General features: G+C 59.8%; 34 protein-coding genes. 32 read left to right on the forward strand and 2 right to left on the reverse strand.

Features of this window, described 5'->3' with window-relative positions; genetic code table 11:
* Positions 1 to 174 precede the first annotated feature (174 nt).
* From rplC to dsbD, 30 genes are all read left to right on the forward strand, one after another.
* Positions 175 to 834, forward strand: a complete 660-nt coding sequence (rplC, locus tag OKW38_RS19980) for a 50S ribosomal protein L3 (protein ID WP_090805499.1) — start codon at positions 175 to 177, stop codon at positions 832 to 834.
* Positions 834 to 1,454 (forward strand): 50S ribosomal protein L4, encoded by a 621-nt coding sequence (gene rplD, locus OKW38_RS19985; RefSeq protein WP_090802165.1) that lies wholly within the window; start codon positions 834 to 836, stop codon positions 1,452 to 1,454. Before rplC ends, rplD begins: the two co-directional genes overlap by 1 nt.
* Entirely contained in the window at positions 1,451 to 1,765 is a 315-nt protein-coding gene (rplW, locus tag OKW38_RS19990; RefSeq protein WP_008923345.1) for a 50S ribosomal protein L23, read from the forward strand. The genes rplD and rplW overlap by 4 nt, the downstream gene beginning before the upstream one ends.
* 2 nt (positions 1,766 to 1,767) lie before the next feature.
* Entirely contained in the window at positions 1,768 to 2,595 is an 828-nt protein-coding gene (gene rplB / locus OKW38_RS19995) for a 50S ribosomal protein L2 (protein ID WP_018420149.1), read from the forward strand.
* A 10-nt stretch (positions 2,596 to 2,605) separates the two neighbouring features.
* Positions 2,606 to 2,881: a 30S ribosomal protein S19 gene (rpsS, locus tag OKW38_RS20000; RefSeq protein ID WP_006998484.1), complete on the forward strand. Its 276-nt coding sequence runs from the start codon at positions 2,606 to 2,608 to the stop codon at positions 2,879 to 2,881.
* Between the two features lie 12 nt (positions 2,882 to 2,893).
* The gene (rplV, locus tag OKW38_RS20005; RefSeq protein WP_004199272.1) at positions 2,894 to 3,223 is read left to right on the forward strand and encodes a 50S ribosomal protein L22; all 330 of its coding nucleotides are present in this window, start codon (positions 2,894 to 2,896) and stop codon (positions 3,221 to 3,223) included.
* Positions 3,224 to 3,234: 11 nt separating this feature from the next.
* Positions 3,235 to 4,032 carry a 30S ribosomal protein S3 gene (gene rpsC / locus OKW38_RS20010; RefSeq protein WP_074766158.1) on the forward strand — a complete coding sequence of 266 codons (798 nt, stop codon included), beginning with the start codon at positions 3,235 to 3,237 and terminating at the stop codon, positions 4,030 to 4,032.
* Positions 4,033 to 4,034: 2 nt separating this feature from the next.
* Positions 4,035 to 4,451 carry a 50S ribosomal protein L16 gene (rplP, locus tag OKW38_RS20015; RefSeq protein ID WP_008923342.1) on the forward strand — a complete coding sequence of 139 codons (417 nt, stop codon included), beginning with the start codon at positions 4,035 to 4,037 and terminating at the stop codon, positions 4,449 to 4,451.
* Between the two features lie 10 nt (positions 4,452 to 4,461).
* Complete coding sequence (gene rpmC, locus OKW38_RS20020; RefSeq protein WP_007180130.1) at positions 4,462 to 4,656, forward strand: 50S ribosomal protein L29; 195 nt, start codon at positions 4,462 to 4,464, stop codon at positions 4,654 to 4,656.
* Positions 4,653 to 4,925 carry a 30S ribosomal protein S17 gene (gene rpsQ / locus OKW38_RS20025; RefSeq protein ID WP_007180129.1) on the forward strand — a complete coding sequence of 91 codons (273 nt, stop codon included), beginning with the start codon at positions 4,653 to 4,655 and terminating at the stop codon, positions 4,923 to 4,925. The genes rpmC and rpsQ overlap by 4 nt, the downstream gene beginning before the upstream one ends.
* A 290-nt stretch (positions 4,926 to 5,215) precedes the next feature.
* Positions 5,216 to 5,584: a 50S ribosomal protein L14 gene (gene rplN, locus OKW38_RS20030; protein ID WP_006998478.1), complete on the forward strand. Its 369-nt coding sequence runs from the start codon at positions 5,216 to 5,218 to the stop codon at positions 5,582 to 5,584.
* 9 nt (positions 5,585 to 5,593) lie between these two features.
* Positions 5,594 to 5,902: a 50S ribosomal protein L24 gene (gene rplX, locus OKW38_RS20035; RefSeq protein ID WP_008923340.1), complete on the forward strand. Its 309-nt coding sequence runs from the start codon at positions 5,594 to 5,596 to the stop codon at positions 5,900 to 5,902.
* 16 nt (positions 5,903 to 5,918) lie between these two features.
* Complete coding sequence (gene rplE / locus OKW38_RS20040; protein ID WP_090802163.1) at positions 5,919 to 6,458, forward strand: 50S ribosomal protein L5; 540 nt, start codon at positions 5,919 to 5,921, stop codon at positions 6,456 to 6,458.
* 7 nt (positions 6,459 to 6,465) lie between these two features.
* A complete protein-coding gene (gene rpsN / locus OKW38_RS20045; RefSeq protein ID WP_090802162.1) occupies positions 6,466 to 6,771 on the forward strand; it encodes a 30S ribosomal protein S14 in 306 nt (101 codons plus the stop codon).
* 14 nt (positions 6,772 to 6,785) lie between these two features.
* Positions 6,786 to 7,181 (forward strand): 30S ribosomal protein S8, encoded by a 396-nt coding sequence (gene rpsH, locus OKW38_RS20050; RefSeq protein ID WP_006052216.1) that lies wholly within the window; start codon positions 6,786 to 6,788, stop codon positions 7,179 to 7,181.
* 18 nt (positions 7,182 to 7,199) lie between these two features.
* Positions 7,200 to 7,730 carry a 50S ribosomal protein L6 gene (gene rplF, locus OKW38_RS20055; protein ID WP_090802160.1) on the forward strand — a complete coding sequence of 177 codons (531 nt, stop codon included), beginning with the start codon at positions 7,200 to 7,202 and terminating at the stop codon, positions 7,728 to 7,730.
* Positions 7,731 to 7,742: 12 nt separating this feature from the next.
* Positions 7,743 to 8,108, forward strand: coding sequence for a 50S ribosomal protein L18 (gene rplR / locus OKW38_RS20060; RefSeq protein WP_134169729.1), 366 nt, complete (start codon positions 7,743 to 7,745; stop codon positions 8,106 to 8,108).
* A gap of 14 nt (positions 8,109 to 8,122) precedes the next feature.
* Positions 8,123 to 8,641, forward strand: a complete 519-nt coding sequence (gene rpsE, locus OKW38_RS20065) for a 30S ribosomal protein S5 (protein ID WP_075303262.1) — start codon at positions 8,123 to 8,125, stop codon at positions 8,639 to 8,641.
* Between the two features lie 11 nt (positions 8,642 to 8,652).
* Positions 8,653 to 8,835, forward strand: coding sequence for a 50S ribosomal protein L30 (gene rpmD / locus OKW38_RS20070; RefSeq protein WP_008923335.1), 183 nt, complete (start codon positions 8,653 to 8,655; stop codon positions 8,833 to 8,835).
* Positions 8,836 to 8,864: 29 nt separating this feature from the next.
* The gene (gene rplO / locus OKW38_RS20075; RefSeq protein WP_018420156.1) at positions 8,865 to 9,299 is read left to right on the forward strand and encodes a 50S ribosomal protein L15; all 435 of its coding nucleotides are present in this window, start codon (positions 8,865 to 8,867) and stop codon (positions 9,297 to 9,299) included.
* 46 nt (positions 9,300 to 9,345) lie between these two features.
* On the forward strand, positions 9,346 to 10,692 hold the full coding sequence (gene secY, locus OKW38_RS20080) for a preprotein translocase subunit SecY (RefSeq protein WP_090802158.1): 1,347 nt from the start codon (positions 9,346 to 9,348) through the stop codon (positions 10,690 to 10,692).
* 8 nt (positions 10,693 to 10,700) lie between these two features.
* Positions 10,701 to 10,919: a translation initiation factor IF-1 gene (gene infA, locus OKW38_RS20085; protein ID WP_004521905.1), complete on the forward strand. Its 219-nt coding sequence runs from the start codon at positions 10,701 to 10,703 to the stop codon at positions 10,917 to 10,919.
* Between the two features lie 20 nt (positions 10,920 to 10,939).
* Complete coding sequence (rpmJ, locus tag OKW38_RS20090) at positions 10,940 to 11,056, forward strand: 50S ribosomal protein L36 (RefSeq protein WP_004199844.1); 117 nt, start codon at positions 10,940 to 10,942, stop codon at positions 11,054 to 11,056.
* Between the two features lie 41 nt (positions 11,057 to 11,097).
* Positions 11,098 to 11,463, forward strand: a complete 366-nt coding sequence (gene rpsM / locus OKW38_RS20095; protein WP_013589830.1) for a 30S ribosomal protein S13 — start codon at positions 11,098 to 11,100, stop codon at positions 11,461 to 11,463.
* Positions 11,464 to 11,491: 28 nt separating this feature from the next.
* A complete protein-coding gene (gene rpsK / locus OKW38_RS20100; protein ID WP_006052224.1) occupies positions 11,492 to 11,896 on the forward strand; it encodes a 30S ribosomal protein S11 in 405 nt (134 codons plus the stop codon).
* Positions 11,897 to 12,044: 148 nt separating this feature from the next.
* On the forward strand, positions 12,045 to 12,668 hold the full coding sequence (gene rpsD, locus OKW38_RS20105; protein ID WP_090802157.1) for a 30S ribosomal protein S4: 624 nt from the start codon (positions 12,045 to 12,047) through the stop codon (positions 12,666 to 12,668).
* Positions 12,669 to 12,792: 124 nt separating this feature from the next.
* On the forward strand, positions 12,793 to 13,770 hold the full coding sequence (locus tag OKW38_RS20110; RefSeq protein ID WP_007730697.1) for a DNA-directed RNA polymerase subunit alpha: 978 nt from the start codon (positions 12,793 to 12,795) through the stop codon (positions 13,768 to 13,770).
* A 191-nt stretch (positions 13,771 to 13,961) separates the two neighbouring features.
* On the forward strand, positions 13,962 to 14,354 hold the full coding sequence (gene rplQ, locus OKW38_RS20115) for a 50S ribosomal protein L17 (RefSeq protein WP_013090750.1): 393 nt from the start codon (positions 13,962 to 13,964) through the stop codon (positions 14,352 to 14,354).
* 189 nt (positions 14,355 to 14,543) lie between these two features.
* Entirely contained in the window at positions 14,544 to 14,876 is a 333-nt protein-coding gene (gene cutA, locus OKW38_RS20120) for a divalent-cation tolerance protein CutA (RefSeq protein WP_429335412.1), read from the forward strand.
* Complete coding sequence (dsbD, locus tag OKW38_RS20125; protein ID WP_429362804.1) at positions 14,869 to 16,749, forward strand: protein-disulfide reductase DsbD; 1,881 nt, start codon at positions 14,869 to 14,871, stop codon at positions 16,747 to 16,749. Before cutA ends, dsbD begins: the two co-directional genes overlap by 8 nt.
* 123 nt (positions 16,750 to 16,872) lie before the next feature.
* On the opposite strand, the gene hemB is transcribed toward dsbD, so the two are convergent.
* Positions 16,873 to 17,838: a porphobilinogen synthase gene (gene hemB / locus OKW38_RS20130; RefSeq protein ID WP_429363787.1), complete on the reverse strand. Its 966-nt coding sequence runs from the start codon at positions 17,836 to 17,838 to the stop codon at positions 16,873 to 16,875.
* A gap of 313 nt (positions 17,839 to 18,151) precedes the next feature.
* Positions 18,152 to 18,814 carry a ribosome biogenesis GTP-binding protein YihA/YsxC gene (gene yihA / locus OKW38_RS20135; protein WP_429362805.1) on the reverse strand — a complete coding sequence of 221 codons (663 nt, stop codon included), beginning with the start codon at positions 18,812 to 18,814 and terminating at the stop codon, positions 18,152 to 18,154.
* A gap of 220 nt (positions 18,815 to 19,034) precedes the next feature.
* Here yihA and OKW38_RS20140 point away from each other — a divergent pair, with 220 nt between their 5' ends.
* On the forward strand, positions 19,035 to 19,688 hold the full coding sequence (locus OKW38_RS20140) for a c-type cytochrome (RefSeq protein WP_429362807.1): 654 nt from the start codon (positions 19,035 to 19,037) through the stop codon (positions 19,686 to 19,688).
* A 118-nt stretch (positions 19,689 to 19,806) separates the two neighbouring features.
* Positions 19,807 to 22,017, forward strand: a complete 2,211-nt coding sequence (locus tag OKW38_RS20145; protein WP_429362808.1) for a cytochrome c biogenesis protein ResB — start codon at positions 19,807 to 19,809, stop codon at positions 22,015 to 22,017.
* Positions 22,018 to 22,021 lie beyond the last annotated feature (4 nt).

The raw sequence follows: 22,021 nt of genomic DNA on the forward strand, positions 1-22,021 counted from the left end.
GGCAACGCTAAGTCATTGATTGCTTGCGGAAAACGAAAAGGCTCGCTATACTATTGAGCTTTTCGCGCATTTGCGTAAAAAAGTCGGCGTCCTGCAGCATGGTTTCATGCCCGAAGCGGTGCCGGCATTTTGTAAATTAGCCCCGACCAATCGCAGTCGGGAATGGAGAAAACGATGAGCCTTGGACTCGTAGGTCGCAAGGTTGGCATGACCCGTATCTTCACGGCTGAAGGGGATTCAATTCCCGTCACCGTGCTGGACGTGTCCGACAACCGCGTGACGCAGATCAAGACTGTTGAAACCGACGGCTACACGGCCGTGCAGGTTGCCTTCGGTACGCGCCGTGCATCCCGCGTGACGAAGCCGTTGGCAGGTCATCTCGCCAAAGCCGGTGTTCAAGCCGGTGAAATCCTCAAAGAATTCCAGATCGATGCCGCTAAGGCTGCCGAACTGTCGAGCGGCGCCGTGGTTGGTCCCGAGCTGTTCGAAGTGGGCCAGAAGGTCGACGTGCAAGGCGTGTCGATCGGTAAAGGCTACGCCGGTACCATCAAGCGTTATAACTTCTCGTCTGGCCGTGCATCCCACGGTAACTCGCGCTCGCACAATGTGCCGGGCTCGATCGGTATGGCGCAGGATCCGGGTCGTGTTTTCCCGGGTAAGCGCATGACCGGTCACATGGGTGATGAGAAGGTAACGGTGCAAAACCTCGAAATCGCTCGTATCGATGCTGACCGCAAGCTGCTGCTGGTCAAGGGCGCCGTTCCGGGTGCGAAGGGTGGCAAGGTATTCGTTACGCCGGCCGTGAAGACGCGTGCCGTGAAAGGAGCGAAATAATGGAACTTAAGCTCCTGAATGCCAATGGTCAGGAAAGTGCAGGCGTTAGCGCGTCGGACGTCGTGTTCGGCCGCGACTACAACGAAGCCCTGATTCACCAGGTGGTGGTTGCGTACCAGGCGAATGCCCGTAGCGGCAACCGCGCGCAGAAGGATCGTGAGCAGGTCAAACACACGACCAAGAAGCCGTGGCGCCAGAAGGGTACGGGCCGCGCCCGTGCCGGTATGTCGTCGAGCCCGCTGTGGCGCGGCGGTGGCCGTATTTTCCCGAATTCGCCGGAAGAAAACTTTTCGCACAAGGTCAACAAGAAGATGCATCGTGCAGGTCTCTGCTCGATCTTCTCGCAGTTGGCCCGCGAAGGCCGCATCTCAGTGGTCGACGAGTTGACGCTCGAAGCGCCGAAGACGAAGCTGCTGGCCGAAAAATTCAAGGCGATGGGTCTCGATTCCGTGCTGGTGATTACCGACACGGTTGACGAAAACCTGTACCTCGCGTCGCGCAACCTCGCCCATGTGGCGGTTGTGGAGCCGCGTTACGCCGACCCGCTGTCGCTGATCTACTTCAAGAAGATCCTGATCACGAAGGCTGCGGTCGCCCAGATCGAGGAGTTGCTGTCATGAGCGAGATTCGCAAGAACGATCATCGTTTGATGCAGGTCCTGCTCGCGCCGGTGGTCTCCGAAAAGGCGACGCTGGTGGCCGACAAGAACGAACAGGTTGTGTTCGAAGTCGCGCCGGATGCCACGAAGCAGGAAGTGAAAGCTGCAGTCGAGCTGCTGTTCAAGGTGGAAGTCGATTCCGTCAACGTGCTGGTCGCGAAGGGCAAAGCCAAGCGCTTTGGTCGCTTCATGGGCAAGCGCAAGGACGTGAAGAAGGCGTACGTCTGCCTGAAGCCCGGCCAGGAAATCAACTTTGAAGCGGAGGCCAAGTAATCATGGCAATCGTGAAAGTTAAGCCGACTTCGCCGGGTCGCCGCGCGATGGTCAAGGTGGTCAACAAGGAACTGCACAAGGGCAAGCCGTTCGCAGCGCTGCTCGACACGCAGTCGTCGACCGCCGGCCGTAACAACAACGGTCACATCACCACGCGTCACAAGGGTGGTGGTCACAAGCATCACTATCGTGTCGTCGACTTCCGTCGCACGAAGGATGGTATTCCCGCAAAGGTCGAGCGTCTCGAGTACGACCCGAACCGTAGCGCGAACATCGCGCTGGTTCTGTACGCAGACGGCGAGCGCCGCTACATCATCGCTCCGAAGGGTATTACCGTCGGTCAACAGCTGATGTCGGGTTCGGAGGCGCCGATCCGCGCAGGTAACACGCTGCCGATCCGCAACATCCCGGTCGGTACGACGATTCACTGCATCGAAATGCTGCCGGGCAAGGGCGCCCAAATGGCGCGTTCGGCGGGTACGTCGGCGATGCTGCTGGCTCGCGAAGGCATCTACGCGCAGGTTCGTCTGCGTTCGGGCGAAATCCGCCGCGTTCACGTTGAATGCCGCGCAACGATCGGTGAAGTAGGCAACGAAGAGCATAGCCTCCGTCAAATCGGTAAGGCTGGTGCGAACCGCTGGCGCGGTATCCGCCCGACGGTGCGTGGCGTTGCAATGAACCCGGTCGACCACCCGCACGGTGGTGGCGAGGGCAAGACTGCGGCAGGCCGCGATCCGGTGAGCCCGTGGGGCACGCCGACGAAGGGCTATCGCACCCGCAGCAACAAGCGCACGACGAGCATGATCGTCCAGCGCCGTCACAAGCGTTAAGGAGTAGGCAATGGCACGTTCTATTAAGAAAGGTCCGTTCTGCGACGCCCATTTGCTGAAGAAGGTTGAGGCGGCTGCAGCATCGCGTGACAAGAAACCGATCAAGACCTGGTCGCGTCGCTCGACGATCCTGCCGGACTTCATCGGCCTGACGATCGCCGTTCACAACGGCCGTCAACACGTTCCGGTGTATGTCACGGAAAACATGGTCGGCCACAAGCTTGGCGAGTTCGCACTGACCCGTACGTTCAAGGGACACGCGGCCGACAAGAAGGCCAAGAAATAAGGGGCAGTCAAGATGGAAGTGAAAGCAATTCATCGCGGTGCCCGCATCTCGGCGCAGAAAACGCGCCTTGTGGCTGACCAGATCCGCGGTTTGCCGGTCGACAAGGCGCTGAACGTTCTGACGTTCTCGCCGAAGAAGGCTGCGGGGATCGTGAAAAAGGTCGTGCTGTCGGCGATCGCGAATGCGGAGCACAATGAAGGCGCCGATATCGACGAGCTCAAGATCAAGAGCATCTATGTCGACAAGGCAGCATCGCTGAAGCGTTTCACCGCGCGCGCTAAAGGCCGCGGTAACCGCATCGAGAAGCAATCCTGTCACATCACTGTGACGGTCGGGAATTAAGGGGTCATACGATGGGACAGAAAATTCATCCGACTGGCTTCCGTTTGGCCGTCAGCCGCAATTGGGCTTCGCGTTGGTACGCGAACAACAACAATTTCGCGGCGATGTTGCAGGAAGACATCGGTGTTCGTGAATACCTGAAGAAGAAGCTGAAGAACGCGTCCGTCGGCCGCGTTGTGATCGAGCGTCCTGCAAAGAACGCGCGTATCACGATTTTCAGCTCGCGTCCGGGTGTCGTGATCGGCAAGAAGGGTGAAGACATCGAACTGCTGAAGTCCGAGCTGCAAAAGCGCATGGGCGTTCCTGTTCACGTCAACATCGAAGAAATCCGCAAGCCGGAAACGGACGCGCAACTGATCGCTGATTCGATCACGCAACAGCTCGAGCGCCGGATCATGTTCCGCCGCGCGATGAAGCGTGCGATGCAGAACGCGATGCGTCTGGGTGCTCAAGGCATCAAGATCATGAGCGCTGGCCGTCTGAACGGTATCGAAATCGCCCGTACGGAATGGTATCGCGAAGGTCGCGTGCCGCTTCATACGCTGCGTGCGGATATCGACTACGCAACGTCGGAAGCAAAGACGACGTACGGCATCATCGGCGTGAAGGTGTGGGTCTACAAGGGCGACACGCTCGGCCGCAACGACGCACCGGTGGTCGAAGAAGTCGCCGAAGAAAAGCGTCCGCGCCGCAACGCACGTCCGGGTGGCGATCGCCGTCCGCGTCGTGATGGTGAAGGTGGTGGCCCGGCAGGTGCACGCCGTGGCGCTCCCCGACGTGCCGGCGGCGACGGGAAGACTGGAGAATAACGATGCTGCAACCGAAACGCAGAAAGTATCGCAAAGAGCAGAAAGGTCGTAACACCGGCGTTGCTACCCGCGGCAACGCGGTGTCGTTCGGTGAGTTCGGCCTGAAGGCTGTCGGTCGTGGCCGTCTGACCGCGCGCCAGATTGAAGCGGCGCGTCGTGCAATGACGCGTCACATCAAACGCGGTGGCCGCATCTGGATCCGGATCTTCCCGGACAAGCCGATCTCGACCAAGCCGGCGGAAGTGCGTATGGGTAACGGTAAGGGTAACCCGGAGTACTACGTCGCTGAGATTCAACCGGGCAAGATGCTGTACGAAATGGACGGCGTAACCGAAGAACTGGCGCGCGAAGCGTTCCGTCTGGCTGCAGCGAAGCTGCCGCTGAAGACGACGTTTATCGTGCGTCAGCTCGGCGCCTAAGGAGCAAATGATGAAGGCTTCCGAACTTCACCAGAAAGATCAGGCCGCGCTCAACAAGGAGCTGTCGGACCTGTTGAAGGCGCAATTCGGCCTGCGCATGCAACTCGCGACCCAGCAGCTCACGAACACGAGCCAGCTGAAGAAGGTCCGTCGCGACATCGCGCGTGTGCGGACCGTCCTGACTGAGAAGGCGAACCAGAAATGAACGATAGCGTAAAAACCTCGCTCAAGCGGACGCTGGTCGGCAAGGTCGTCAGCAACAAGATGGACAAGACGGTTACCGTGCTGGTCGAGCACCGCGTGAAGCACCCGATCTACGGCAAGTACGTCGTGCGGTCGAAGAAGTACCACGCGCATGACGACGCGAACACGTACAACGAGGGCGACCTCGTTGAAATCCAGGAAACTCGTCCGATTTCGAAGACGAAGGCTTGGGTTGTGGCTCGCCTGGTCGAGGCTGCTCGCGTCATCTAATGTCGCAAAGCTGTAGAAGTAGTTGAAATCGCAGTAAGTTTCGCTTGCAAGACCGAGATTATTTGATATAATCTCGGTCTTCCCTCTTTATGGGAGCCCCGTCGCGGGCGAAGTTGGTGGGGGAAGCGGTTCGGGCGCCAGCCTAGACCGAAGGATTCACCGGATTGCGATGGCGGGTTTCGTTTGCCGTCGCTGCTGTTCTAACCCAAGCAGCCGATCGGCTGACGGGACCAAGACTGACCGGGAAGCGCCATGGTGGTGTGACCGGATTAAGTTGGGAAAGATAAACCATGATCCAGACCGAAACTCGGCTTGAAGTGGCCGACAACACGGGTGCACGTGAAGTCATGTGCATCAAGGTGCTCGGCGGCTCGAAGCGTCGTTATGCCAGCATTGGCGACATCATCAAGGTGACTGTCAAAGAGGCAACGCCGCGCGGGCGCGTGAAGAAAGGCGAAATCTACAACGCCGTGGTGGTTCGCACCGCCAAGGGCGTGCGTCGTCAGGACGGCTCGCTGATCAAGTTCGACGGCAACGCGGCTGTGTTGCTCAACACCAAGCTCGAACCGATCGGTACCCGTATTTTTGGGCCTGTCACGCGCGAGTTGCGTAGCGAACGATTCATGAAGATCGTTTCGCTGGCGCCTGAAGTGCTGTAAGGAGTCGCGATGAACAAGATTCGCAAGGGTGACGAAGTTATCGTCATCACCGGCAAAGATAAGGGCAAGCGTGGCGTGGTGCTGGCCGTTCACGGCGAGACCGTGACTGTCGAGGGCATCAACCTCGTCAAGAAGCACGTCAAGCCGAACCCGATGAAGGGTACGACGGGCGGCGTGGAAGCCAAGACGATGCCGCTGCAAATTTCGAACGTCGCATTGGTGGACGCGAATGGCAAGCCATCGCGTGTAGGCATCAAGGTCGAAGGGGACAAGAAGGTCCGTTTCCTGAAGACGACCGGTGCCGTACTGAGCGCCTGACGCTGCGGAGTAAAAAATGGCTCGTTTGCAAGAGTTTTACAAAGAGAAGGTTGTACCCGGCCTCATCGAGAAGTTCGGTTACAAGTCCGTGATGGAAGTGCCGCGCATCACCAAGATCACCCTGAACATGGGCCTTGGCGAAGCCGTCGCTGACAAGAAGATCATCGAAAACGCCGTTGGCGATCTGACGAAGATCGCGGGCCAGAAGCCGGTGATCACGAAGGCACGCAAGGCAATCGCTGGCTTCAAGATCCGTCAGGGCTATCCGATCGGTGCAATGGTCACGCTGCGTGGCCAGGCAATGTACGAATTCCTGGACCGTTTCGTGACGGTTGCGCTCCCCCGTGTGCGCGACTTCCGTGGCGTGTCGGGCAAGGCGTTCGATGGTCGCGGCAACTACAACGTCGGTGTGAAAGAGCAGATCATTTTCCCCGAAATCGACTACGACAAGATCGACGCACTGCGTGGGCTGAACATCAGCATCACGACGACTGCGAAGACTGACGACGAAGCAAAGGCTCTGCTCGCCAGCTTCAAGTTCCCGTTCAGAAACTGAGGTTACCGTGGCTAAACTGGCACTGATCGAACGTGAAAAGAAGCGTGCTCGCCTCGCCGCCAAGTATGCTCCCAAGCGTGCAGCATTGAAGGCAATCATTGGCGATACGAGCAAGTCGGAAGAAGAGCATTACGCAGCACGCCTGGAACTGCAGCAACTGCCGCGAAACTCTAATCCGACCCGTAAGCGCAACCGTTGCGCAATTACCGGTCGTCCGCGCGGCACGTTCCGTAAATTCGGGCTGGCGCGTAACAAGATTCGCGAAATCGCGTTCCGCGGCGAGATCCCTGGCCTGACCAAGGCGAGCTGGTAATAGGAGAAACATAAATGAGCATGAGTGATCCTATCGCCGATATGCTGACTCGCATCCGCAATGCGCAGATGGTCGAGAAGGTTTCGGTGACTATGCCCTCGTCGAAAGTCAAGGTTGCGATTGCGCAGGTCCTGAAGGACGAAGGTTATATCGACGATTTCGCAGTGAAGTCCGAAGGTGCGAAGTCGGAATTGAACATCGTGTTGAAGTATTACGCTGGCCGTCCGGTCATCGAGCGCATTGAACGCGTCTCGAAGCCTGGTCTGCGTGTGTACCGCGGCCGTAACGACATCCCCGTGGTCATGAATGGCCTGGGCGTGGCAATCGTGTCGACGCCGAAGGGCGTGATGACGGACCGCAAGGCACGTGCAACGGGCGTTGGCGGCGAAGTCATCTGCTATGTCGCTTAAGGCCGAAAGGAGAGAAACATGTCTCGAGTAGGTAAGAGCCCAATCGCGCTGCAAGGCGCGGAAGTGGCCCTGAGCGCCGACAGCATTACTGTCAAGGGTCCGCTGGGTACAATTTCGCAGGCTGCCAACAGCCTCGTGAAGGTAGTGAACGACAGCGGCACGCTGAAGTTCGAACCGGTCGATGAAAGCCGCGAGGCGAATGCGATGTCGGGCACGATGCGCGCGCTGGTTGCGAACATGGTGCACGGCGTGACGAAGGGTTTCGAGCGCAAGCTGACGCTGGTTGGCGTCGGTTATCGCGCACAAGCGCAAGGCGACAAGCTGAACCTGTCGCTGGGTTTCTCGCACCCGGTGGTGCACCAGATGCCGGTTGGCGTCAAGGCAGAAACCCCGTCGCAAACCGAAATCGTGATCAAGGGGATCAACAAGCAACAAGTCGGTCAAGTCGCTGCAGAAGTGCGCGGCTACCGTCCGCCGGAGCCCTACAAGGGCAAGGGCGTGCGTTACGCCGATGAGGTTGTGATCCTCAAAGAAACGAAGAAGAAGTAAGGGTGCGCAATCATGGATAAGACTCAATCTCGCCTGCGCCGCGCTCGTCAGACGCGTATCAAGATCGCTGAGCTGCAGGTCGCGCGTCTCGCCGTGCATCGCACGAACACGCACATCTATGCGCAAGTGTTCTCGCCGTGCGGCACCAAGGTGCTCGCTAGCGCGTCGACGCTCGAAGCCGAAGTGCGTGCGCAACTGGCCGATCAATCGGGAAAGGGCGGCAACGTTGCTGCTGCCACCCTGATCGGCAAGCGCATTGCAGAAAAGGCTAAGGCTGTCGGCATCGAATCCGTCGCCTTCGACCGTTCGGGTTTCCGTTACCACGGCCGCGTGAAAGCGCTGGCTGACGCGGCGCGCGAAGCCGGACTCAAGTTCTAAGGGAAGAATTCGTCATGGCAAAGATGCAAGCTAAAGTTCAGGCTGACGAACGCGACGACGGCCTTCGTGAAAAAATGATCGCGGTTAACCGCGTGACCAAGGTCGTGAAGGGTGGCCGTATTCTCGGCTTCGCTGCACTGACCGTGGTTGGCGACGGTGATGGCCGCGTCGGTATGGGCAAGGGCAAGGCGAAGGAAGTGCCGGTCGCTGTCCAGAAGGCGATGGAACAGGCTCGCCGCAACATGTTCAAGGTGCCGTTGAAGAACGGTACCTTGCAACACGAAGTGCACGGTAAGCACGGCGCATCGACGGTCCTCCTCGCTCCGGCGAAAGACGGTACCGGCGTGATCGCGGGCGGCCCGATGCGCGCCGTGTTCGACGTGATGGGCGTGCAGAACGTTGTGGCCAAGAGCCACGGCTCGACGAACCCGTACAACCTCGTTCGTGCGACGCTCGATGGCCTGCGCAAGCAGTCCACGCCGGCCGACATCGCTGCGAAGCGTGGCAAGTCCGTCGAAGAAATTCTGGGCTAAAGGTGGACACCATGTCTGATAAAACTGTCAAGGTCCAGCTCGTCAAGAGCCTGATCGGCACCCGTGAATCGCACCGTGCAACGGTGCGTGGCTTGGGCCTGCGCCGACTCAACTCGGTTAGCGAGTTGCAGGATACGCCGGCTGTGCGCGGCATGATCAACAAGGTTTCGTACCTCGTTAAGGTCATCAGCTAAGCGGCTGACCAGGACTCAAGGAGTTGATAATGGAATTGAATAACCTGAAGCCGGCCGAAGGCGCGAAGCACGCAAAGCGCCGCGTTGGTCGCGGCATCGGCTCCGGCCTCGGCAAGACCGCTGGCCGTGGTCACAAGGGTCAGAAGTCGCGTTCGGGCGGCTTTCACAAGGTCGGCTTTGAAGGCGGTCAAATGCCGCTGCAACGTCGCCTGCCGAAGCGTGGCTTCACCTCGCTGACGAAGGAATTCGTCGGTGAGGTACGTCTCTCGGATCTGGAGAAGCTGCCGGTCGACGAAATCGATCTGCTGGCTCTCAAGCAAGCCGGCCTCGTCGGCGAGCTGATCCGTAGCGCCAAGATCATTGCAACGGGCGAGCTCAAGCGCAAGGTCGTTGTGAAGGGTCTGGGTGCGACGAAGAGCGCACGTGCTGCTATCGAGGCAGCCGGTGGCTCTTTTGCCGAGTAACGCGCAAGTTAATTGCCGTCACTAGCACTTGCATCGGAGAAGGTACTTGGCTAACAGCCCGAGTCTCGCAAAACCCGGTCGCAGCGCGGCGAAGTTTGGCGATCTGCGCCGGCGAGCAGTGTTCCTGCTGCTGGCGCTAGTCGTCTACCGTATCGGCGCGCATATTCCGGTGCCGGGTATCGACCCGGACCAACTGGCGAAACTGTTCCAAAGCCAGTCGGGCGGCATCCTTGGCATGTTTAACATGTTCTCGGGTGGCGCACTTTCGCGGTTCACGATTTTCGCGCTGGGGATCATGCCGTACATTTCGGCGTCGATCATCATGCAGTTGCTGGCGATTGTTTCGCCGCAGCTCGAAGCGCTGAAAAAGGAAGGGCAGGCAGGTCAGCGAAAGATTACGCAGTACACGCGGATCTTCACGGTTGTGCTGGCGACGTTCCAGGCGTTCGGTATTGCCGTCGCTCTGGAAAATCAGCCGGGCCTCGTGATCGATCCGGGGATGGTTTTCCGCTTGACGACGGTCGTTACGCTGGTGACCGGCACGATGTTCCTGATGTGGCTGGGTGAGCAGATCACGGAGCGCGGGCTTGGCAACGGTATTTCGATCATCATATTCGGCGGTATTGCGGCGGGTTTCCCGAACGCAATCGGTGGTCTCTTTGAACTGGTGCGAACCGGCTCGATGAGCATCATCTCGGCGATTATCGTCGTCGCGCTGATTGCTGCTGTGACCTATGTGGTGGTGTTCATCGAACGCGGCCAGCGCAAGATACTTGTGAATTATGCGAAGCGGCAGGTGGGCAACAAGATTTACGGCGGCCAGTCTTCGCATTTGCCGCTGAAGCTGAATATGTCGGGGGTGATTCCGCCGATCTTCGCATCGTCGATCATTCTCTTCCCGGCAACTATCCTGAACTGGTTCAGTTCGGGTTCGCGTACCAGCTGGTTCGCAGACACGTTGCACAACGTTGCCGAAGCCCTGAAGCCCGGTCAACCGGTGTATGTGTTGCTGTACGCGTTGGCGATCGTCTTCTTCTGCTTCTTTTACACTGCACTGGTGTTTAACAGCAGGGAAACGGCCGACAACCTGAAAAAGAGCGGCGCTTTCGTCCCAGGTATCCGCCCGGGCGATCAGACGGCGCGATATATCGACCGCATCCTCACGCGTTTGACGCTTGCCGGTGCGATCTACATCGTGTTCGTTTGCCTGCTGCCTGAATTTCTGGTGCTACGCTGGAACGTGCCGTTTTATTTTGGTGGAACGTCGCTGCTGATCATTGTCGTCGTCACAATGGATTTCATGGCGCAGGTGCAGTCGTACGTTATGTCGCAACAGTATGAATCGCTGCTGAAGAAAGCTAATTTCAAAGGCGGCGGCGTCCCGATGCGTTGAAAGGACTTATGGCCAAAGACGATGTTATCCAGATGCAGGGCGAAGTAATCGAGAACCTGCCTAATGCTACCTTCAGGGTGAAGCTGGAAAACGGCCATGTCGTGTTGGGACACATATCCGGCAAAATGCGGATGCACTACATCCGGATCTTGCCGGGCGACAAGGTGACGGTTGAATTGACGCCTTACGATCTGTCGCGTGCGCGGATCGTGTTCCGGGCGAAGTGATTTGAAAAAAGGGTAATATCATGAAAGTGATGGCATCGGTTAAGCGCATTTGCCGCAATTGCAAGATCATCAAGCGCAAAGGCGTTGTGCGCGTGATTTGCAGTTCTGATCCGCGCCACAAACAGCGTCAAGGCTGAACGCCGCGCTTTTGCTTGCGCTTTTTGTTTGAGGAAAAACAATGGCTCGTATCGCAGGGGTTAACATCCCGAATCACCAGCATACTGAAATCGGCCTGACGGCTATTTACGGTGTCGGTCGCACGCGCTCGCGCGACATTTGCGTCGCTGCTGGTGTGGCATTTTCGAAGAAGGTCAAAGACCTGACTGACGCAGACCTCGAAAAGCTGCGTGAAGAAGTCGGCAAGTTCATCGTTGAAGGCGATCTGCGCCGTGAAACGACGATGAACATCAAGCGCCTGATGGATCTCGGCTGCTATCGTGGCGTGCGGCATCGTAAGGGTCTGCCCCTGCGCGGCCAGCGTACGCGTACGAATGCCCGTACGCGCAAGGGTCCGCGTCGTGCAGCGCAATCGCTGAAGAAGTAAGCGGAACTGACAGTTACAGGAAAACGTAATGGCTAAGGCTTCGAACAACTCCGCGGCGCAACGCGTTCGCAAGAAGGTCAAGAAGAACGTCGCCGAGGGCGTGGTTCACGTTCACGCGTCGTTCAACAACACCATCATCACGATCACCGACCGTCAAGGCAACGCGCTTGCCTGGGCAACGTCGGGCGGTCAGGGCTTCAAGGGTTCGCGTAAGTCGACTCCGTTTGCAGCTCAGGTCGCAGCTGAATCAGCTGGCCGCGTGGCGATGGAATACGGCGTGAAGAACCTCGAAGTGCGGATCAAGGGCCCCGGTCCTGGCCGGGAATCGGCGGTGCGCGCGCTGCATGGTCTTGGCATCAAGATCACCGCGATCTCCGACGTGACGCCGGTCCCGCATAACGGCTGCCGTCCGCCGAAGCGTCGTCGTATCTAAGACGCTGGTATTTCGAGCGCCTGTTGCCGCCTTGCGCGGTGGCGGGCTGCGCGTGTTATTTGAATTGACTAAGCCCACCGTTCGACTCAAAGGGTTCGGACTAGCGCGAGTGGAAGCATTCGCGTGACAAATCACAGAAGGAATTAACGTGGCACGTTATATCGGCCCCAAGGCCAAGCTGTCCCGCCGTGAAGGCACTGACCTCTTCCTGAAGAGCGCGCGCCGTTCGCTCGCTGACAAGTGCAAGCTTGACAGCAAGCCCGGCCAGCACGGCCGTACCTCGGGCGCACGTACGTCCGACTATGGCACTCAGCTGCGCGAGAAGCAAAAAGTAAAGCGTATCTACGGTGTCCTCGAGCGCCAGTTCCGTCGCTACTTCGCTGAAGCAGACCGCCTGAAGGGCAACACGGGTGAGAACCTGCTGAAACTGCTCGAATCGCGTCTGGACAACGTCGTGTATCGCATGGGCTTTGGCTCGACGCGCGCTGAAGCACGTCAGCTCGTTGGCCACAAGGCAATCACGGTGAACGGCGTCGTGACGAACATCCCGTCGATGCAAGTGAAGGCTGGGGACGTCGTCGCCGTGCGCGAACAGAAGCGCAAGCAGGCTCGCATCATTGAGGCGCTGTCGCTCGCTGAGCAAGGCGGCATGCCGAGCTGGGTCGCGGTCGACGCGAAGAAGTTCGAAGGTACCTTCAAGCAGAAGCCGGAACGCAGCGACATCGCTGGCGACATCAACGAAAGCCTGATCGTCGAATTGTATTCGCGGTAATCGGATTGATGGCCGGGGCGCCCTGATTGCGTTGCGCAAGGGGGCGTCTCGGCTGTTTATTTTCAGGTTGTTACCGGTCAGCCTTATCGGTGTAACGAGCCGAGGGTATTGAAAAGGAAAACCTATGCAAACCAGTTTGTTGAAGCCCAAGATTATTGCAGTTGAATCGCTTGGCGAAAGCCACGCGAAAGTGGTCATGGAGCCGTTTGAACGCGGTTATGGCCACACCTTGGGCAACGCGCTTCGGCGCGTGCTGTTGTCGTCGATGGTAGGCTATGCCCCGACCGAGGTGACGATTGCAGGCGTCGTGCACGAGTATTCGACGCTCGACGGTGTGCAAGAGGATGTGGTCAACCTGTTGTTGAACCTGAAGGGCGTCGTCTTCAAGCTGCATAATCGTGACGAAGTGACGGTTACGCTGCGGAAGGAAGGCGAAGGCGTGGTCACGGCCGGCGATATCGAACTCGCACACGATTGCGAAGTCATCAATCCCGATCACGTGATTGCGCATCTGTCGAAGGGTGGCAAGCTCGACGTGCAGATCAAGGTCGAAAAGGGCCGCGGCTATGTGCCGGGCAATGTGCGTCGTTACGGTGAAGAGTCGGCCAAGATCATCGGCCGGATCGTGCTGGACGCCTCGTTTTCGCCGGTTCGTCGCGTGAGCTACGCGGTCGAAAGCGCTCGCGTCGAGCAGCGCACCGACCTCGACAAGCTCGTGATGAACATCGAGACCAACGGTGTGATTTCGCCGGAAGAAGCGATCCGACAATCGGCGCGCATTCTGGTGGATCAGTTGTCGGTGTTCGCGGCGCTGGAAGGTACCGAAGCAGCGGCGGAAGCGCCGTCGCGCGCACCGCAGATCGATCCGATCCTGCTGCGTCCGGTCGACGATCTCGAACTGACGGTTCGTTCCGCGAACTGCCTGAAGGCCGAGAACATCTACTACATCGGCGACCTGATCCAGCGTACCGAGAACGAACTGCTCAAGACTCCGAATCTGGGTCGCAAGTCGCTGAACGAGATCAAGGAAGTTCTGGCATCGCGTGGGCTGACGCTCGGCATGAAGCTCGAAAACTGGCCGCCGGCTGGTCTCGACAAGTAAGCGGACAACTCGGTTGGGTGTGACCCGCGAATTGCACCGCTGTACTGTACTGGCAAAGGCGCGGATTTTCCTTTAAAATCCGCGTCTTGTCTTTTGTCACTACCGGCCCGTGCGCTCACTGTTTGTAGGCGATGCTGCAGAACGAGTGCGATAGAAGAGCTGGACCAAAACTTTGAACTGAAGGAATTAACATGCGTCACCGTCATGGTCTGCGGAAACTGAACCGCACGAGCAGCCACCGTTTGGCAATGCTCCGTAACATGTCCAACTCGCTGATCGAGCACGAAGTCATCAAGACCACGCTGCCGAAGGCCAAGGAACTTCGTAAAGTCGTCGAGCCGCTGATCACGCTCGGCAAGAAGCCGTCGCTCGCAAACCGTCGTCTGGCGTTCAACCGCCTGCGCGATCGTGACTCGGTCACGAAGCTGTTCGACGTGCTCGGCCCGCGCTACGCAAACCGTCCGGGCGGCTACCTGCGCGTGCTGAAGTTCGGCTTCCGCGTTGGTGACAATGCGCCGATGGCACTGGTCGAACTGCTCGACCGTCCGGAAGTTGAAGAAACGGAAGTGCAAGAAGCTGAGTAAGCTTTCTGCTTCGACAAAAAGCCAGGCGCATCGCCTGGCTTTTTTGTTTTCTGCGGCGGATTTTTCATTGATAGCGAAAGCCGCTTCGCAGTGACCAAATGTCGCGGCCGCACCGCGTGGCGCCCTGCAGGGCGACAGGGCCAGGTGATACGATATGGGGATCGAAATCCTGCGCCGCCGGAGCTTGGTGTGAGTGTGAATGTGACCTTGGTGCTGACAACGGTGCCGGATGCGGCCGGCGCTCAAAAGCTCGCAGCCGAAGCGCTCGCCGCTCGCCTTTGCGCGTGCGTCACCCAGCTAGGAAGCGTGCAGTCGAGCTATCACTGGCAGGGCGCGATCGAAACCGCGCAGGAAATCCAGCTGCTGTTCAAGACCAGCGCCGCTCGCGCGCTCGAACTGGAGCAATACATTCAGGCTCATCATCCCTACGGCACGCCGGAAATCCTCTCATGGCAAGCGACGGCCTCCGCCGCCTACGGCCAGTGGATCACTGCTGAAACCCAACGCCCTGTCCATGTTTAACGGTCTCGACCGGCGCGCGCGCGCTGCGCTGCGCACCGCATTCTTTCTGCTCGGCTGCGTGTTCCTCGCGCAAGTCGCCACGCTCGCGCGCGCTGCGGACGACTTCCTCGACCCGTCCGTCGCGTTCCGGTTCAGCGCGACCGAGGCCCCCGGCCAAGTCGTCGTCACCTACAAGATTGCGGACGGCTACTACATGTACCGCGAGCGCTTCGCGTTCGCGACCCGCAACGGCACGGCGACGCTTGGCGAGCCTGAACTGCCAGGCGGTCATGTGAAGTTCGATCAGACATTCAACAAGAATGTCGAGACGTATCGCAACGAGCTGACGATTCGTATTCCGGTCAAGCAGGCTGCCGGACCGTTCGATCTTGCGGTGACGTCGCAGGGCTGCGCCGACGCGGGCATCTGCTACCCCCCGATGGAGCGCGTGTACCACGTGAGCAGCGAGGCGCTGCAGCTGGCTGGCAGCGGGACGGCGACCCCAACCGCGCAACAATCCGCCGCCGCTGACGACGAACCCTGGTACGAACGCGCCACCAGCGCCGATTACGCGCAGTCGCTGCTGCAGCGTGGCGGTTTTTTTGCGATCGTCGGGCTTTATTTCGTTGCCGGCGCCATTCTGAGCTTGCTGCCGTGCTCGTATCCGATGATTCCGATTCTGTCGGCGATCATCATCGGTGAGGGAGCGCGCGTCACGCGCAGGCGTGGCTTCGCGCTGTCGCTCGCGTATGTAGTCGGGATGGCGCTCGTGTACACGGTGCTGGGTGTCGTGGCGGCACTCGTCGGGCAGAGTCTCGGCGCATGGCTGCAGAACCCGTGGGTGCTCGGCGCGTTCGGCGGGCTTCTGACGATTTTCGCGCTGCTGCTGATCGCCGGTGTGGATCTCGAACTGCCGCCGCGCTGGCGCGATCGCATGTCGAGCGGGTCAGCGCGACGCTCAGGTGGCAAATTTACCGCGGTCGCCGTGATGGGCGCGCTGTCGGCGCTGGTGGTCGGCGCCTGCATGACCGCGCCGCTTTTTGCGGTGCTCGCGTTCATCGCGCATACCGGCAACGCCGTGCTCGGTGGCGCGGCACTGTTCTCGATGGGCATCGGGCTCGGGCTGCCGCTGCTGATCATTGGCCTCGGCGCGGGTACACTGCTGCCGCGCGCGGGCAAGTGGATGGACAGCGTAAAAGTGTTCTTTGGCGTCGTTCTGCTGGCCGCGGCGCTGTGGATTGTTTGGCCGGTGCTCGGCGGGGCGGCGTCGATGCTGTTGAGCGCCCTCTGGCTGCTGATCGCCGCGGTTGCGCTCGGCCTGTTTTCCAAGTCGGTTGCGGGCGCCTCGATATGGCACCGGCTTGGGCGGGCGGTCGGCGTCGTGATGGCGGTTTGGGCAGCCGCGCTTCTAGTTGGCCTCGCGGCGGGATCGTTGGATCCGCTGCGACCGCTGGCGGTGCTCGCGGCTCGCGTCGGCAATCAGGCGAGCATCGCGAAGGATTGCTCCAGCGCGGCCGCGCCGGCGCCGCAAAGCGATTTGACGTTCGCGCCGGTACGTTCATCGGATCAGCTCGACCAGGCCGTCAAAACGGCGGCGCAGCCAGCCATGCTCGATTTTTACGCGGACTGGTGCGTGAGCTGCAAGGAGATGGAGAAATTCACCTTCAGCGACCCGCGCGTTCAGGCGAAGCTGAAGCAGATGAATCTGCTGCGCGCCGACGTCACTGCGAACAATACCGACGACCAGGCGCTGCTCAAGCGCTTCAATCTGTTCGGGCCGCCGGGGATTATTTTTTTCGATCAGGGTGGCAAGGAAGTGTTGCGGGAGGTCGGCTACGAATCGGCGGACAAATTCCTGCGCACACTGGATCGGGCGAGTGCATCGGGGGTGTAATCGAAGGCCGCGGGGCGTTGCAAGACCGCCGCTTCGCAAACGGCAGCACAAAAAAACGGAGGCGAAACCCTAAGGTTCGCCTCCGTTTTTTTCTCGACAGCCGCGCGCTAAACCGCGCCTGGCTTACTTCCGCGAACGCAGGATCTTCGCGGCATCCAGCGCGAAATACGTCAGCACGCCGTCCGCGCCTGCACGCTTGAACGCGAGCAGCGATTCCATCATCACCTTGTCGTGATCGAGCCAGCCATTCTGCGCGGCGGCCTTCAGCATGGCGTATTCGCCGCTTACCTGGTACACGTAGGTGGGGAACTGGAACTCGTCCTTCACGCGACGCACGATGTCCAGATACGGCATGCCCGGCTTGACCATCACCATGTCCGCGCCTTCGTTGATGTCGGCCTGCACTTCGCGCAGCGCCTCGTTGGAATTTGCCGGGTCCATCTGGTAGGTCATCTTGTTGCTCTTGCCGAGGTTCGTCGCGGAACCGACGGCATCGCGGAACGGGCCGTAGAACGCCGAAGCGTACTTCGCCGCGTACGCCATGATGCGCGTGTGGATATGGTCCTCGCTCTCGAGCATTTCGCGGATCGCACCAATGCGTCCGTCCATCATGTCCGACGGCGCGACGATGTCGACGCCGGCTTCCGCCTGCGCACGAGCCTGCTCGACGAGGATCTCGACGGTTTCGTCGTTGATCACGTAGCCGGCTTCGTCGAGCACGCCGTCCTGACCATGGCTCGTATACGGATCGAGCGCCACGTCGGTGAGCACGCCGAGCCCCGGAAAATTCTTCTTCAACTCGCGCACCGCGCGCGGGATCAGGCCCGCGGGGTTGGCCGCTTCACGGCCTTCGGGTGTTTTCAGCGAGGGCTCGATCGCGGGAAACAGAGACAACACCGGCACGCCCAGTTCGACGCACTGCCCGGCGACGCCCATCAGCAGATCGACCGACACACGCTCGACGCCCGGCATCGACGGCACGGCTTGCCGCACGTTGGTTCCCTCGACGATGAATACGGGGTAAATCAGATCGTTGGTCGTGAGGATGTTTTCGCGCATCATGCGACGCGAGAAGTCGTCACGGCGCATGCGGCGCGGACGGTAGTGCGCGGGTAGAAGCTCATATCGAATCGAAGATCGTGGATAGGTGGAGTGGACAAATAGCACCTAGCTCCGCTCCCGGAAACTTTTCGAGACAATGGTATATCATACCGATCGAGCAAGGCGCCTAGCGCTGACCTCCCCGCTTCTCCTCCCTGAGCGGGTGCCTGTCGTTTTTCGATTAGGCTGTTTGACCCGCCGTTCAAGCGGCGGGTTTTTTTATGCGCGGCCGCAAACGCGCTCTGACGCGGGTTTTACAGGCATATCACGCGTGCCGCGGGATTCCTGCATTGATATGCGTTCAGCCCGCGGCCGGCGTTTCGCCTGTTTCGCCCGCTGCCTCCGGGATCAGCCAGCTCTCGATCAGCTCATGCGCTTCATCGAGCCCCGTTCGCTTGAGCGCCGAAAACAGTTGCGCGGTGAGTTCGCCGCGATAGCCCGCAGCCCGATATTCGGCCAGTCCCTTCTGCGCGGTGCGCAACGCGTTCGTGCTTTCCTGGCGCGTCAATTTGTCGCATTTGGTGAGCAGCGTGTGGATCGGCTTGCCGGTCGGCGCGAACCACTCGATCATGCGCCGATCTAGATCCGTCAGAGGGCGGCGCGAATCCATCATGAGGATCATGCCGCGCAGTTGCGAGCGCGATTGCAGATACGTGGACAGCAGCGCTTCCCAGTGCGCCTTCGCCGTACCCGGCACTTCCGCATAACCGTAGCCCGGCAGGTCGACCAGATAGGCGGTCGGCTCATCCGCCTTGCCAACCGAAAAATAATTGATGTGCTGCGTGCGGCCAGGCGTCTTACTTGCGAATGCAAGTCGCTTCTGATTGCAGAGCACGTTGATCGCGGTCGATTTGCCCGCGTTCGAGCGTCCCGCGAAAGCGATCTCGGGCTGCGCGGTGGACGGCAGGTCGCGCAGATGATTGACGGTGGTATAGAAGCGGGATTCGTGGAGCAGGAAGGGCATGGTGGAAGCCAGATTGGAGAAGCTGCGGAGCCCGCAGCGGGAACGGGGTCAAGCCCGACTGGCGTCTAAGCGATTAGCGAGTTATTGTACAATACGATGGTTTACTGAAAACCTTAGGAGGCCGCCCCACGTGCCTTGGCGGCTCCTGGCGGTCACTCGGTCGCCGTCGTCGTACTTTGCAGAACATCTAAAATCCCACAAGACGAGACAGGGTGTGCGAATGAATCGACTGTGCAAGACTCTGATGGTGCTTCATGTAACGGCAGCTCTTTCAGGTTTGGCAATTCAGGCACGAGCAGCAGATCCGGCAAAGCCGGACATCAATCGGGGGCAGGCAATCGCGGTACAGGTATGCGCGTCATGTCACGGCGCAGACGGCAACAGTGCCGGCGGCGCATACCCGAAACTGGCGGGCCAGCATCCTGAGTACCTCGTCAAGCAGCTCAGAGATTTCAAGCCGCAGCCGGGCGCCAAACAGGCCGCGCGCAACAATGCGATCATGGCGGGCATGGCCGCCGCGCTTTCCGATCAGGACATGATCAACGTCGCGGCTTACTTCTCGACGCAGACGCCCAAGCCAGGCTATGCGCACAACAAGAAGACCGTCGCGGTGGGGCAGCAGATCTATCGCGGTGGGATTGCTGACCGCGGGGTGCCGGCCTGCGCGGCCTGTCACGGGCCCACGGGGCAGGGCATTCCGATCCAGTATCCACGCCTGTCGGGGCAGTGGGCCGAGTACTCGGTCACGCAATTGACCGCGTTCACGCAAGGTCCGGGCGCTCGTAATAACAACGACGCGATGCATGCGATAGCATCGCGTCTGTCGGACAACGAAATCAAAGCGGTTGCCGACTACATCGCGGGCCTGCATTAAGCGCTTCGTCCGCGCAAATCCAACCGGCCCGGCGAGGCCGGTGAAAAACAAGAAAAGGGTGAGGGTGTCGTCGCTACGACAGCCCTTCACCCTTTTTTGCTGTTCAGTCGGAGATTGAATGAGCGTCACCACGTCGGGTCTGCAGTCGAAGTCGGGCAATCGCGTCATGCGCAGCGCCATCGAGCTCCTGAGCTCGATGCGTTTCGCCATTGCGCTGCTCGTCATTCTGTCGATCGCCAGCATCATCGGTACCGTCCTCACGCAGGACGATCCGTATCCCAACTACGTCAACCAGTTCGGTCCGTTCTGGGCGGACATCTTCCGCGCGCTGAGCCTCTACACGGTGTACAGCTCGTGGTGGTTCATGCTGATTCTCGGCTTCCTGATGGTGTCTGTGTTGCTCTGCGTGATCCGAAATGCGCCGAAGATGGTCGCCGACGTGAAGAGCTGGAAGGACAAGGTTCGAGAAGGCAGCCTGCGCGCGTTCCATCACAAGGGTGAGTTCGCGGTGCACGGCACGCGCGCGCAGTCGGCGGCGGTGCTCGCAAGGTTGTCGGCGAAGCTCGGCTACAAGTTCGTCACGCGCGAGTCGGACGGCGCGACGTTGATCGCCGCGAAGCGTGGCGCGCTGACGAAGTTCGGCTACATCTCCGCGCACCTCGCGATCGTCGTGATCTGCCTCGGCGGCCTGCTCGACAGCAATCTGCCGATCAAGCTGCAAATGTGGCTGTTCGACAAGTCGCCGATCAACTCGAACACGGTGATCAACGAGATTTCGCCCGAGCATCGGCTGTCGCAATCGAACCCGACGTTCCGCGGCTACGCGTGGGTACCCGAGGGGCAGCACGTGTCGACCGCGATCCTGAATCAGCCCAATGGTTCGCTGATCCAGGACCTGCCGTTTTCGATCGAGCTCAACAAGTTCATCGTCGATTACTACTCGACAGGCATGCCGAAGCTGTTCGCGAGCGACATCGTCGTGATCGATCACAAGACCGGCGCGCGCGTGCCGGCGCGCGTCGAGGTCAACAAGCCGTTCGAATACGACGGCGTGTCGATTTATCAATCGAGCTTCCAGGACGGCGGCTCGCAGATGCAGATGACTGCCTTCCCGATGTCCGGCCCGAGTGCAAAGCCCGCGCCGTTTGGCGGCACGATCGGCGGCAGCGCGCCGTTGAGCTCGGCCACGCCGCTGGCCGATGGCCAGACCGTCGAATTCACCGACTTCCGCGCGATCAACGTCGAAAACATCTCGAACGGCAACGGGCAGAACGATGCGCGCGGGGTTGTCGCGCAGCACTCGCTGAAGGAAGCGTTCGACGAGCGCCTCGGCTCCGGCGCGAAAACGTCGAAGCCGCTCGATCTGCACAACGTCGGCCCGTCGGTGCAGTACAAGATTCGCGGCAAGGATGGCCAGGCGCGCGAGTACAACAACTACATGCTGCCCGTCGACGTGAACGGCGAGAAAATGTTCCTCGCCGGCATGCGCTTGAATCCCGATGACCCGTTCCGCTATCTGCGAATTCCCGCCGATAGCGGCGGCACGCTCAAGGAATGGATGAATCTGCGCGCCACGCTGGAAGACCCGAACCAACGGGCCATCGCCGCTCATCAATTCGCGCAGCGTTCGGTGCCGGGTTCAAATGCGGAGTTGCAGCAACATCTGCAGGAAAGCGCCTTGCGGGTGCTGACCCTTTTTGCGGGCGCCGACGGCAGCATGAAGATGCCGAATGGCGAAACGCTCGGCGGCTTCCAGGCGGTCGCTGGGTTTATCGACCGCTCGGTACCGAAGGGCGAGCAGGAAAAGGCCGCGGGCCTGCTGCTTCGCATGCTCGAAGGTGTGACGTGGGACTTGTGGCAACTGTCGCGCCAGCGGCTCGGCGAGCCCGCCGCGCCGGCCGATGCGGACACGAGCCGCTTCATCCAGAGTTCGCTTAATGCGATTTCCGACAGCTTTCTGTATGGATCGCCGGTCTATTTGCAGCTTGACTCATTCAAGCAGGTGCAAGCTTCGGTATTTCAGTTGACGCGCGCGCCGGGCAAAAAAGTCGTGTATCTTGGCAGCCTGCTTCTCGTATTGGGCATCTTCTCGATGTTCTACGTTCGCGAACGGCGTCTGTGGTTCTGGCTCAAGGACACGGACCACGGCACGAGCGTCGTAATGGCGATGTCGAGCGCGCGTAAGACGCTAGACTTCGAGAAAGAGTTCGTCCAGACGCGGGCCGCCGTGAGCGCCGCATTGGGCGCGAAACTCATCGAAGCAGCCGATGCCAGCCCGGCCGGCCAGGCCGCCGCTGCGTCGGCAAGCTCACAGGATTCGACCCGGTAAGATC

Origin of the sequence: Paraburkholderia sp. MM5496-R1, from assembly GCF_050436205.1 — a bacterium.
Lineage (GTDB): Bacteria > Pseudomonadota > Gammaproteobacteria > Burkholderiales > Burkholderiaceae > Paraburkholderia > Paraburkholderia tuberum.